The sequence below is a fragment of the Microcosmobacter mediterraneus genome (assembly GCF_031846265.1).
Lineage (GTDB): Bacteria > Bacteroidota > Bacteroidia > Flavobacteriales > Flavobacteriaceae > Microcosmobacter > Microcosmobacter mediterraneus.
This window is the reverse complement of sequence record NZ_JAVRIA010000005.1, coordinates 46728-60589: the sequence shown is the minus strand read 5'-3', so window position 1 is coordinate 60589 and position 13862 is coordinate 46728. Positions and strand designations below refer to the sequence as shown.

Genomic DNA, 13862 nt, shown 5'->3' with positions numbered 1-13862 from the left:
CTTCTGTAGCTAACGCACCTTCTTCCTAAATGGAAGATTGTTATATTTGAATTATTACAATGTACAAACTAAAAAAGGTTTGCCAATAAGACAAACCTTTTATCATTTCTTTTAGAATCTATTTCTATAATAATGAATCTATAGCTTCAGTGTAAGCGTTTTTTGGTGCAACTCCTACTTGTCTTCCTACTACTTCTCCATTTTGAAATACTAACACTGTTGGAATATTTCTTACGCCATATTTAGCCGCAAACTCTTGATTAGCGTCAACGTCTACTTTACCTACTACAGCTTTCCCATCATATTCTGTACTTATTTCATCAATAATTGGTCCAACCATTCTACAAGGTCCACACCAAGCTGCCCAAAAATCTACCATAACTGGTTTATCGCTCTTTAATACTGTTTCTTCAAACGTTGCATCTGTTATTTCTAATGCCATAATATTTTATTTAATTTGAGTTTTAATTCTAGTTAATATGCAATATTAGTCAAAAATTCTGCCAAAGCTTACAATACTACTATATGTTTTGTTTATGGGAAGATTGGTTTGATTTATTATCGTTTTCACGTTTTTAATTCTGTAAAATATTTATAAAACCATGGAATGGTTTCTATACCTTTTAAATAATTCCAAACACCAAAATGTTCGTTTGGTGAATGAATTGCATCACTATTAAGTCCAAAGCCCATTAAAATAGTTTTACTCTCTAATTCCTTTTCAAACAAAGATACAATAGGAATACTTCCACCACTTCTTTGTGGTATAGGTGTTTTACCAAACGTTTGTTTATAAGCTTTACTTGCTGCTTTATAAGCAATAGTATTAATTGGAGTTACGTAGCCTTGTCCACCATGGTGAGGTGTTACTTTAACCTTAACGCCTTTTGGAGCAATAACTTCAAAATGAGTTTTAAATAATTGAGTAATCCCCTCCCAATCTTGATTTGGCACTAATCGCATAGAGATTTTAGCATAGGCTTTGCTAGCAATAACTGTTTTTGCACCTTCGCCAGTATATCCTCCCCAAATTCCATTAACATCTAAAGTTGGTCTTATTGAATTTCTTTCATTTGTTGTATACCCTTTTTCACCATAAACCGAATCAATATCTAAAGCCTCTTTGTAAGCTTCCAAGGAGAAAGGTGCTTTTGCCATTTCTGCACGTTCTTCTTTAGAAAGATTTTCTACGTTGTCATAAAATCCAGGAATGGTAATATAATTATTCTCATCATGAAGCGAAGCGATCATTTTAGTTAAAATATTAATAGGATTTGCAACTGCACCACCATATAATCCAGAGTGTAAATCGCGATTAGGACCTGTAACTTCAACCTCAACATAACTCAATCCTCTTAACCCTGTTGTAATGGATGGAATATCATTAGCAATCATCCCTGTATCAGAAATTAAAATAACATCATTAGCCAGCTTTTCTCTGTTCCTTGGCACAAACCAAGCTAAACTTTCCGAACCAACTTCTTCTTCACCTTCTATCATAAATTTCACATTACAAGGCAGCTTATCTTCTTTTATCATATACTCAAAGGCCTTAACATGCATATACATTTGCCCTTTATCATCACATGAACCTCTAGCAAAAATAGCACCTTCCGGATGAACTTCTGTTGGTTTAATTACTGGCTCAAATGGAGGTGACGTCCATAACTCTAATGGATCTGGTGGTTGTACATCATAATGGCCATAAACTAAAACGGTTGGTAAATCATTGGAAATAATCTTCTCTGCATATACAATTGGATAACCAGGTGTATCACAAATTTCAACTCGATCACAACCCGCTTCTTCTAAGCTCGATTTAATAACGTCAGCAGTTAATAATACATCTTTTTCGAAAGCTGAATCTGCACTTATAGAAGGTATTTTTAAAAGTTGAATTAACTCTTCTAAGAAACGTTCTTTATGAGTTTTTATATAGTCTTTTACCGTGTTCATTTATCTTATTTTAGTTTATTCAAAAATACAAAATAGTGTACTCAATTTCTTAAATAAAAGCTATTTGAATATTGAAAGTATTGTTTATATTTGCAATCCTTTTGCGGGCGTGGTGGAATTGGTAGACACGCTAGACTTAGGATCTAGTGCCGCGAGGTGTGAGAGTTCGAGTCTCTCCGCCCGCACAAAAAAACATGAACGTTTCTCATTTCGAGAGACGTTTTTCTTTTTTGTAATACTCAAGAGACGAGAAGTTTATCCTGAGCGTAGTCGAAGGGAGTCTCTCCGCCCGCACAAAAAAAGCTTCTCAATATTGAGAAGCTTTTTTATTTTTAAAGCACTACAAAAACTTAGAGCTTAATAAGTTTACTCGATTTTGAAGCACCTTCATTATTTTGAGCTTTTACTAAATAAACACCTTGATTTAAATCTTCGATTTTAAATACTGAATATCTATCAAAATTACCTGTAAACGATTTCACTAACTTACCAGTGATATCAAATACATTTAATGAACTTACATAAGCATCAATGGTAAACGATGTAGTTGCTGGATTTGGATACAATGTTAAACTACTATTTTCAAACTCATTAATACTTAATGCATCAGCAGGTTGATTTCCATATACTCTAAACTCACCTGGCTGTAAATTAATAGCTGCAGTGGTAGATGAAACATTAATTGAAGTAGAACCACTTTCATCCATTAAATCATACCAAGTTCCAGTAAATGGAAAATCTGGTGTGATATTCTGTGCTAAAACATCAAAGTTAGCAAGGATCACAACATTTCTTAATTCATTAGAAGGTAGCGTATTATCAAATACGTAAATTCTTGGTAATAAACCTCCTGAGTTGATGGCATAATCACCTTCAAAAACAGGTTCATTTATTTTTAAAGTATGCATTCTAGACCAATCATCATATATTTTCTTTCTGTTTACATCACCAAGCCAATTATTTACCCATTGAGGTTGTGGCTTTGTATCTAATTTACAGTCGCCATCATTACCTCCAGGAAGATTTACTATACCACTATTGCATGTGAAAATAGAATTCTCCATTCCTAAAGCTCCAAAATGCCAAATCATTTTTGGACCAGGAACCAAAACAGAAACTGCTCCTAAAGCTGACATTCTTGATAATGCTGTGCCTAAATTTCTGACATTATGAGAACCTGTAGAATTGTTTCCAAACTCTAAATTCTTATACATTAAACGTTCCTCGTCATGACTTTCTGGATAACCAATAACTCGTTTCCCATTAAACCCTGAGTGCGCTAGATGACCAACTCTATCAAAATTAGTATTTGATGAAAAGCCCATAGTCAATTGGTTATACTGGTCTGTCATTTTTCCCCACATCATTACGCCTTTACCTTCATTTAAACGATAATTAGCCCATTCTCTTTCTTCATCATCATTACCTAAATGCTCAAAAATGGCATAATGATCTGGATCTATAGACCAAGTATGGTCTACGTATTCTTTTAAAACATCAATTCTATCTTGCTGATATACTTGGGTACAACCAAAATCTCCATCAAAAGTACCATTACCGCAATTTTGGGTAAATCCTTTTGTTAAATCCCAACGATAACCATCAATTTTATATTCTTCAATCCAATACTGTATTACATTTTTAACATAGGTTCTAGTCAAAGGATTACTGTGATCAAAATCACTACCTACGTTAAAAGCATGTGTTGGAAAGACATTAAAATAAGGATTATTGGTTGCAGGTCCTCCCCAACCATCACCATCAGGATCATCCATCCACATTCTTACTAAAGGGTTTCGACCAAAAGCATGATTAAAAGCTATATCTAAAATTACTGCAATCCCATTTTGGTGGCAAACATCTACTAACTCTTTAAACTTTTCTGGAGTACCATAAAACTTATCCAAAGCCATATGAAAAGCGGTATTATAACCCCAACTTTCGTTACCCTCAAATTCCATGACAGGCATTAACTCTATGGCGTTAACTTTTAAATCTTTGAAGTAATCAATTCTATCAATTAAATCTTGATAATTTCTATCAGCATCAAAGTCTCTTACAAGTACTTCGTAAATAATTAAATCTTCCTCTTTTGGTTTATTGAAGTTATCTACGACCCAATTATATGGTGTTTGCCCAGTTTGTAACACAGTAACTTCACGCTCTTGTCCATCTGGATATATTGGAAGGTTTGGAAAAGTACTTGATGGAATAAACGGATCATCAAAAGGTGATAATACTAAAGATGAGTAAGGATCAGCTGCCTTTACTAAAGTTGGTGAATCTGCAATTGGATTCGTATCAAAAACCCAGTACTGATACGTTTCTATTTGACCAGAAGTTAATCCTGAAATCTCTAACCAATAAATTCCTGTGCTTGGATCTCGTCTCATTACATCAGAACTAGATGGATTGTAATTGTTCCAACTACCTGCTATTTGAACAAATTCCTTTCCAGGTGCATTTAGTACAAGCGTTACTTTAGTTGGGTCTGTTCCATAATTAATACCTTCTTTTAAACCAACTGGTAAGGATTGCTCAGTAACTGTTGGAATAATAAATACTTGAAAAGTAGCTTCAGCAGAGTCCATTGATCCAGGAGGAGTACCAACAAAACGAACAATTCCACTTTCTGTAATATTAGTTAAAGTTGTATTACAAGTAGGAAATCCACAAGTTCCTGAAGTTACAGAAATATCATTATAGAACACTTCATAAGAACCAGCGACAGTAGTTGATCCTGCTTCGCTTATGGTTCCAGATATTGATAAATTACTCCCTGATGATAACAGTACAAAATCATCTGTTGGTGATGTTAAATCTACTCTAACTCTACCAACAGCAACCAAATTATCTTGAGTTTTTTTATCTCCTGTACCATCTTTAGCTTTTACTAGCATCCCAATCTGGGAAATCCCAGTATCTCCATAAAATAACGTGGGAGTTAGTGTATAGCTAAATGTACCATCACCATTGTTAGTCATTATTTGTGTTTCACTAGAATTTGTCCACTCTCCATTGGTTGGCGAGTTGTCCGCAAAATTTCCATTAGAATCAAAATACCAAGCCCATAAATAAACATCTGTTGTTCCCCAAATGGAAGGGTCTACTCCAGAAACCGTAATTGTTATTTCTTCATCTTCATCAAATGCTGGAGGATTAATAGTAAAAGTTCCATTTTGAACTTGGGCTCCAATATAAAATGAAAACATAAATACTAAAAGAGGTAATAATTTTTTCATAGCTTAAAAAGTTTAAAAAAGGCTATGTAAAAACATAGCCTTTTTTTGTGAATTCTATTTATTTTAGAATCTATAGACTACTCTAAAGTAATAGTTTTAGCAACAGTATCAATAGTTGTAAAATACTGCCCTGTTGTTCCGATAAATTTGAAATTTAAATCACCATCATTGGCGTTTTCAAAATTAGCGTCTATGGTATATCCTTCATCTGCAAATCCTGGATAGTTAATTCCTGATCCCCAATCTGTAGCAGTAGTAAAGAATCTAAAGTTAGCATCGCCATCTGAAGTGTAATTTACCCAACCAGAGTAAACTCCATCTGCCTCACACATTAACTGAACTGGAGTTGCCCAGTCCCAACCAGCATCTGGTAAACCTGCTCCTACAGCCCAATACTGATCTAAATCACATGTTCCTTGTGGTGTAGGATTATCTAGTGTTATTGTTTTATTAAGAGCATCTATGGTTAAGAAATATTTTCCTGAAGGTCCTGTGAATAAGAAATTATTATCACCATCCATAGCATCTTCAAACATTGAATCTATTGTCCATCCATCATCAGAAAATCCTGGATAGTTGATTCCTGATCCCCAATCTGTCTCAGTAGTGAAAAATCTAAAGTTTCCATCTCCATCTACATTGTTAACTAAGTCAACATTAACTGTATACACATTAGTTCCTGTACATACTGCTCTTTGCGGTGTTGCCCAATCCCATCCTGTAAATTTAACAGCTGCACCTACTAAAAAGTATTGATCAAGATCACATATAGCTTCTTCTGTAGTTGTTTGTTCTGGTAATCTTAGTGTTAACACAGCAACATCAGAGAATGTTTCTAAACCTCCTGTAGTTCCTACTGAAGATTTAATTCTAAAACTTACATTACCTGTATCTGGATTAGGTGTAGCTGGATCATTGTCTAAGCCTGCTTGTGCAGCATAACCTAACATATCTCCAATAGTTATTGCTATTTCATTAGCATTTGTTGTACCTACAACTTCCATGTCTGAAAAATCTCCAGAGATTGATTTTTGGAGTTCATACGAAATGTTCGTTGGAACATCTAATGCAGGAGAATTCCAAGTAAAACGCTCGCCTAAGTTACCTGCAGCTTGCGGTGTTAATACATATTCTGCAGAGAATGAATTGGTAAAAGAAAATGCCGCTTCATTAACTACAAATACTACATCATCTTCTGTTTCGCAGCTATTGAAGCTGAATAAGGCAAAGATGAAAAGTCCTATAATTGATAATTTTTTCATGTTATTAATAGTTTTTAGTATCCTGGGTTTTGTGATAAATTAGTGTTAAGACCTAAGTCTGTTGCTGGTATTGGCATGATATCTCTAAATGCTTCAGTGGTAGATCCTTGCTGAACATTACCTTTCCATTGCCAAACACCTTGATCTGAGAATTGACCAAAACGTACTAAATCTGTTCGTCTATGTCCTTCCCAATACAATTCTCTAGATCTTTCATCTAGTATAAAATCTAATGTTAAATCTGTATCTGAAATATTACCACTAGTATCGCCATACGCTCTTAGACGTAATTCGTTGATATAATCTACAGCAGTGGCAACACTTCCTCCTCCTCCTCTTAGAGTAGCTTCAGCATACATTAAATAAGCATCAGCCAATCTAAACATAGGAAAATCTATATCTGTATGATTTCCTGAAGCATCAGATCCAGGATTACCATCCACATCTACATTTCTGAATTTTGAAACAGCATACCCTTGATTAAAAGGGCCAACTTCCATAATATCTTTATTTTGACCATCAGTATACAATAGTGACCTTCCATCAGCAGAATTTTCCTCTCCAGGAAATTGCTCTACAAATGTTGGTGTTGTTCTTATGCCAAACCAACCACCATTAATGCCATACTCCGCTGGATTCATTGAACCTCCAACTGGTGCATGAACTAAGAAGGTCATACCTCCAAAGGCTTGTGTTCTTAAACCATCAAAAGGAATAGTAAAGATAACTTCAGACTCAGCTCCGTTTTCGTGATTATCAGCTAAAAAGGAGTGAAAATATGGAATACCAGTATTTACAGTATAACCTGCTCCAATGATGTTGTTTGTGTAAGTGATTACATCATTATATCGAGCATTACCTGTGTACTCTTCTGCATTTAAATATAGTTTAGCTAAAAGCATCCATGCTGCAGCTCTATCAGCTCTACCATATTCATTTTGCATTGGTGCAGCCATTTCATCTAAAATTGATAATAATTCAGTTTCTACAAAATCAAATAAGTCTGCTCTCTGAATTTGTGGTGGAAGAAAAGCTCCTATAGGATCATCTTCGGTTACAAAAGGAGGATTAGCAAATAAATCCATAGCATGCCAATAGGTAAGCGCTCTCATAAATCTGGATTCTGCTCTGTAAGTCTGAATTTCAGCTCTTAAATCTGCAGCAACACCACGACCATCTAACTTAGCTTCTGTTGTTTGACGTAAATATTCATTACATAATGCTACTTGGTACATTAATCTACTATACATGGTTCTGATAAACTCATTACCTGAGGTCCATATCTGGCCATGTAAATCTTGTATAGTACCATCATTCCATCCGATGATTGCTTCATCAGTAGTTAGCTCTTGCATCTTCCAATAGAGTCTCAAATAATTTGAGAACCCTTCATCTAAACCAGCTAAATCTGGTGCTCCAGCAGGACCCTGTTGTCCACTCAAAGATATACCTGCATATATTTTTGCTAGGAACTCCTTGTAAGCAGCTGGATCTTCGAAAGCTGCATCAGCCGTGAGACGTTCATCCTCTGGCTGTAGGTCGAAACGATCATCACAAGATTGCATTAATGCAAAACTTGTAAAGACCACTAATACCATTTTAATTGTTCTTGTTATCATAGCTTTATTAATTATATAAGTATTCATAATTTTAAAAAGTAAGATTTAAACCTAGTACAACATCTCTAGTTCTTGGGTAAAAACCATTTTCTATACCATTAGAAATTTCTGGATCTAACCCATCATATTCAGTTATAACAAATAAGTTAGTACCTGTTAAAGATGCTCTTAATGTAGTCTTAGACAACTCAAAAGTGTATCCTAGTGATATGTTATCTAATCTTATGAAATCTGCACGTTGAATATATAAATCTGAAAACAACTCTTGATTTCTAAAGTTAGTATCTAAATAACTGGAGTGAGCATTTGGCTGATAAGAACCAGCTGCATCTACAACTGTTGCTAAGTTACCTAAACTAGATGCTGAGTTATTGTAAACATAGTTTCCAAAACTCCCTCTAAATGTAAAGTTTAAATCAAAATTCTTATACGCAAAATTATTGGTAAAACCGATAAATGCATCAGGAGTCGCTTTCTTGTATGCTTGCCTATCTGCTTCAGTAATTTGGTTATCACCATTTACATCAACATATGCACCTTCGATAGGTTGACCATTAGAGTCATAAACTTGTCTAAATACAAAGAATGTTGTTGGATCATAACCTGGTCTCCATAATTGAATAGTGTTACCTACACCACCAGCGATTCCGCCTTGTTGGATAAAGAAATTTGGATCATCACTTAAACTTAATTTAGTAATTTCTCTTTCTTGGAAAGTAATATTGAAATTGGTATCCCAATTAAAGTTTTCGCCTTGAGCTATTACTCCGTTAAGACTAACTTCTAAACCTCGACTTGTTGTAGAACCAACATTAGTTAATAATAAATCCGTAAGGTTAGCTCCAGCAGGAACTGGTACTGTGGCTAAAAGATCGTCTGTTTCTCTGTAATAACCATCAACAGTACCTGTTAATCTATTATCAAATAAACCAAAGTCTAAAGCAAGGTTATATTGTGTAGTTTCTTCCCACTTAAGGTTTTCGTCAAATCCTTCTGGTCTTAGAGTGTTAATAAAAATTGGGTTACCAGAACTATCTGTTCCAAACTGAATATTAGCTTGGTTGTTTCTAGATGGTGTGTACAAACCAAGTGCTCCATAACTAGGACCAACTTCTTGCTGACCAGTAACACCCCAACCTGCTCTTAACTTTAAATTTGAAAAGAACGAATTTTCCATCCACTTCTCATTAGTAATTTTCCAACCAACAGAAGCTCCAGGGAAAGTTCCCCATTGATTATTTGCAAATCTTGAGGTTCTATCTCGTCTAAATACTGCTGATAGTAAATATCTGTCAGAAATATCAAAACTAGCTCTGGTAAAGAAAGACTGTAAAGCGTTTCTGTTAATGTCTGTATCTACAGTAACATTTGGTCCAGAGGTTTGGTCTATATTACTACGAACATAAAACTCTTGAAAACCATATCCTGCTGTTATATCAACAACAGTATTGATGGACTCTAGTGTAGATTTATAATTAAAATAAAAATCTAATGATGTATTTCTGTTTAAACCAGAATATATATTTCTAAATGCAAAAGCATTGGCATTATTAGGATTAGGTTGATTAAATTCTGCACCATCATTTTCTGCATAATCCATACCAGCATTAAGATTAAATCTTAAATCTTTTAAAAACCAAAATTTATAGTCTACATTAAAATTAGTTATCAGACGCTTAACTGTACTTTTATTTTGGTTTTCCTGTAATAAAAATACTGGATTAGCTGGCGCTAATGGATCTCCTAATTGCACATAATTTCCAAACTCATCTCTTACAGATTGAGTAGGATCAAATGCAACAGCTGCTCCAATGGCACCACCATTTGGGTAATTAAATTCTTCGTGTGTTGCTTTAGTGACTAAAGTTAACTTTAAGTCATTATCCAGTAATCTTTTTTCAAAAGCTGAATTTAAGCCTGTTCTCTCATACAAATCTCCTAATAATGGACCTTGTTGAGATGCATGATTAAAATTAGCTCTAAAGTTAAAAGTCTCATAACCTTTTGATACAGTTAAGTTGTGGATTGCACCTGCAGCAGTTTTATAGATTTCATCTTGCCAATCTGTACTAGCATTACCCAAAGTAGAAGGGTCAAATTCTGGTTGCGATTGTAAACTTCTATACTCATCTGCAGAAAGCACATCTACTGTATTAGTAACTTGTCTTAAAGATGTTTGCAATCCATATTCAATCTTAAGAGGTTGATTTCTTCTACCTTTTTTAGTTGTGATTAAGATGACACCATTAGATGCTCTTGATCCATAAATAGCAGTAGCAGAGGCGTCTTTTAAAACTACAAAATCTGCAATGTCTGCAGGGTTTATAGCATTTAAAGCATTTCTACTTCCTTGAGCTCCTCCACGTTGATCTATTGGTAATCCATCGATTACAATAAGTGGATCGTTTGTTGCAGAAAGCGACGCACCACCACGAATTCTAATTTCACCACCTTCACCTGCTGCACCACCACCAGTTGTAATTCTTACACCTGCTGCTTTACCAGCAATAAGTTGCTGTGGCGCTACGATAGCTCCTCGGTTAAATTCTTCATCAGATACTTTTTCTACGGCTCCTGTAGCATCTTGCTTAGTCGTAGAACCGTAACCAATAAGGACAATTTCGTTTAATTGAGCAACATCTTCTGCTATAGAAACATCTAACGTGCTTCCACCAGTATACGTTATCTCTTTTGTGGTGTAACCCAAATAGGAAAATACAACGACATCTCCTGTGTTAAGATTTATGGTGTATTTACCATCAAAATCTGTTGAGGTTCCGTTAGTTGTTCCTTTCACAATGATGTTAACACCAGGTAACGGTAAATTACTTGCTTCATCTTTTACTTCTCCAGAAACTGCTGTCTGAGCAATTAATGAACTAGAAAATAAAAACGCGAATAAAAGCAAGCTATTCAAAAATGTTTTCATACACTATTTTTAATGTTAATTGATTTAGTTAATTGTTTATATTTTCACTTCTCGAGATAAATCTATGTAAAATTTATATCATTTTTACGTTAATGCAACGTAAATACTGGGCGAAAACGTTTTCGTGTTAACAACTTTCCGTAAAATATCAATTACGCATTATTAATGAGTCATAATTGTGATTTTATCAATTATGTAATGTAAAAATTGTGAAGTTAGGATTGTAAAATCAAATTTAATGTATCTTAGCTTAGTTTCCAAATCGAAATTCCTATTTAAAAACTCATATCGATCTTTAACATATGAAGCGAAAAATTACCCTAAAACAAATCGCTAAAGAATTAGATGTATCCATTTCTACTGTTTCAAAAGCATTAAGAAATAGTATTGAAATTAGTGAAGATACAAGAGAAAAAGTTCAAGCTTTCGCTAAACTATATAACTACAGACCAAACAATATTGCTCTTAGCCTTAAAAACAGAAAAACAAAAACTATTGGTGTTATTATCCCTGAAATTGTACATCACTTTTTTTCTAAAGTAATTAAAGGTATAGAACTATTAGCAAACACAAAAGGTTATAATGTTATTGTAGGTTTATCTAATGAGTCTTTTGATAAAGAAGTGCTCAACATGGAAATGCTAGCCAATGGTAGTATTGATGGTTTTATCCTCTCAATATCTAAGGAGACTTTAATGAAACAAGATTACCACCACTTTAATGAAACTATAAACCAAGGCATGCCAATTGTTATGTTTGATCGTGTAATTAATGATTTAAACTGTGATAAGGTTATTGTAGATGATTACGAAGGCTCTACAAAAGCTGTTAATTTTTTAATTGATAAGGGTTGTAAATCCATTGGTCTTATTACTACCATGGATTACGTTAGTGTAGGTAGATTAAGAACTCAAGGTTATATTTCTGCTATAGAAAATCAAGGTGCAGAATTAAATGCCGAACTCATACTAAAAATAGATGACAGTAATACATCCGAAGAGCAAATTGATATTTTAGAGTCGCAGATTGAACAGCTCTTTGAAAACAATAAAAACATGGATGGTGTCTTTGCTGTAAATGAACTTTATGCATTAATTGCCATGAAAGTAGCCAGAAAAAGAGGATTAAAAATTCCTGAAGACATTCAATTTATAGGCTTTACAGATGGCGTCTTATCTAAACATGCTACACCTAGTTTAACTACAGTAAGTCAGCACGCTCAGGCTATGGGAGAAAAGGCAGCAAGTCTACTCATTAATAGGCTTGAAAACGAAGAAGATGAAGAGCATTTTGAAAAAGTAATTATTGAAACCGATTTAATAGAACGAAATTCTACCAAATAGAAAATTAACATTGTTCTTTAGAAAACTTTACTATATTTACCACGAAAATCAAAGTTTATATTTCACTTCTCACAAATAAACTTTGATAAGTCTTAGCGCTTATCGTATTGTTAATTAAATACTTACGATAATGAAAAAGCGTAAATTAAGCTTTTGGGAAATCTGGAACATGAGTTTCGGTTTCTTAGGAATACAATTCGGTTTTGCTCTGCAAGGCGGATTTATGTCTAGAATTTTTCAAACTCTTGGAGCTGGTAAAGATGATATACCACTTCTATGGATTGCAGCACCTTTAACCGGTTTAATCGTTCAGCCAATAATTGGCTACATGAGCGATAGAACCTGGAGTTTAAAATGGGGAAGACGACGTCCTTATTTTTTGGTTGGTGCAATTTTAAGTTCAATAGCTTTATTCTTTGTGCCTTACTCTCCAACGCTATGGATAGCAGCTGGTTTTCTATGGGTTTTAGACGCCTCAATAAATATTTCCATGGAGCCATTTAGAGCGCTTGTAGCCGATAAGCTAGACGAGTCTCAAAGAACTTATGGGTTTGTTATGCAAACCCTCATTATTGGAATAGGCACATGGATAGCCAGTAACCTTCCTTGGTTGGTTTCTGAGTTAGGTGTTAGTGATTCTGCTGATTTGGGTGTTGTACCAAACTCCGTTAAAGTAGCTTTTGCGATTGGTGCTTTTGTATTCTTAGTAAGTATACTTTACACTGTGTTTACAACCACAGAATATCCTCCTGAGGATATGGAAGAATTTGAAAGAGAAAAAGCTCAGAAAAATAGCTTTATTTCAGACATTGTTAACAATATTGGTAATATGCCAAAAACCATGAAAAAACTAGGTGTCATCCAGTTTTTTAGTTGGTTTGCATTTTTTACCATGTGGAGTATGGCAAATCCTGCTTTAACTGAACATGTTTTTAACACACCTGCTCCAATAGAAACTAATTATAATATGGATATTGCAGTGGATAAAGAGGCATTTGATGTTGCAAATACAGCTTTTCAGAAATCTTCTAACGCTGTAGGTTCTGCAATGGGAGTTTATGGATTATCATCGATGGCATTTGCCCTTTTACTGGTGCTTTACACTTCAAAGAAAAATATTAACAGAAAATATGTCCACATGTTTTCGCTTATTCTAGGTGGACTAGGATTTTTATTAATGAACATTGTAGAATCCAGCCAGTTAAAATATTGTTTCATTCTTATAGGAATTTCTTGGGGAAGCATTCTATCCATGCCTTATGCTATGCTATCAAGTTCTGTAAATCCAAAAAAAATGGGCATGTTTATGGGTATTTTCAATATGTTTATTGTAATCCCTCAAATAATTGCTGCTGTTGGAGGTATAAATTTTGTTTCTGGTTTATTGGGAGAACAAGCTATAAATGCCATGACTGTGGCTGGAATTAGTTTAATTATTGCAGGCTTTTCTAATTTCTTAATTACTAATAGAGCAGCCATTTCTTATCAAGAAGCTGTTTAGACCTAAATAA

8 protein-coding genes and 1 tRNA gene are annotated in these 13862 nt (G+C 34.3%); 3 read left to right on the top strand and 6 right to left on the bottom strand.

All coding sequences use genetic code 11. From position 1 onward, the window contains the following. Positions 1-124: 124 nt before the first annotated feature. The gene (gene trxA, locus RM697_RS09780; protein WP_230934216.1) at positions 125-442 is read right to left on the bottom strand and encodes a thioredoxin; all 318 of its coding nucleotides are present in this window, start codon (positions 440-442) and stop codon (positions 125-127) included. A 125-nt stretch (positions 443-567) separates the two neighbouring features. Continuing rightward, a complete protein-coding gene (locus RM697_RS09775) occupies positions 568-1956 on the bottom strand; it encodes a dipeptidase (RefSeq protein ID WP_311427703.1) in 1389 nt (462 codons plus the stop codon). Between the two features lie 103 nt (positions 1957-2059). Between RM697_RS09775 and RM697_RS09770 the strand changes: the two genes are divergently transcribed. After that, a tRNA-Leu gene (locus RM697_RS09770) sits at positions 2060-2141 on the top strand. A gap of 165 nt (positions 2142-2306) precedes the next feature. On the opposite strand, the gene RM697_RS09765 is transcribed toward RM697_RS09770, so the two are convergent. The 4 genes from RM697_RS09765 to RM697_RS09750 form a co-directional block, all read right to left on the bottom strand. Then, entirely contained in the window at positions 2307-5198 is a 2892-nt protein-coding gene (locus RM697_RS09765) for an alpha-amylase family glycosyl hydrolase (RefSeq protein ID WP_311427702.1), read from the bottom strand. Positions 5199-5275: 77 nt separating this feature from the next. Next, positions 5276-6460, bottom strand: coding sequence for a SusE domain-containing protein (locus RM697_RS09760; RefSeq protein WP_311427701.1), 1185 nt, complete (start codon positions 6458-6460; stop codon positions 5276-5278). A 14-nt stretch (positions 6461-6474) separates the two neighbouring features. Beyond that, entirely contained in the window at positions 6475-8079 is a 1605-nt protein-coding gene (locus tag RM697_RS09755) for a RagB/SusD family nutrient uptake outer membrane protein (RefSeq protein ID WP_311427700.1), read from the bottom strand. A 31-nt stretch (positions 8080-8110) separates the two neighbouring features. Then, on the bottom strand, positions 8111-11008 hold the full coding sequence (locus RM697_RS09750; protein ID WP_311427699.1) for a SusC/RagA family TonB-linked outer membrane protein: 2898 nt from the start codon (positions 11006-11008) through the stop codon (positions 8111-8113). Positions 11009-11310: 302 nt separating this feature from the next. Here RM697_RS09750 and RM697_RS09745 point away from each other — a divergent pair, with 302 nt between their 5' ends. Both RM697_RS09745 and RM697_RS09740 read left to right on the top strand, forming a co-directional pair. Then, positions 11311-12351, top strand: a complete 1041-nt coding sequence (locus tag RM697_RS09745) for a LacI family DNA-binding transcriptional regulator (RefSeq protein WP_311427698.1) — start codon at positions 11311-11313, stop codon at positions 12349-12351. 130 nt (positions 12352-12481) lie between these two features. Next, complete coding sequence (locus RM697_RS09740; RefSeq protein WP_311427697.1) at positions 12482-13852, top strand: MFS transporter; 1371 nt, start codon at positions 12482-12484, stop codon at positions 13850-13852. Positions 13853-13862 lie beyond the last annotated feature (10 nt).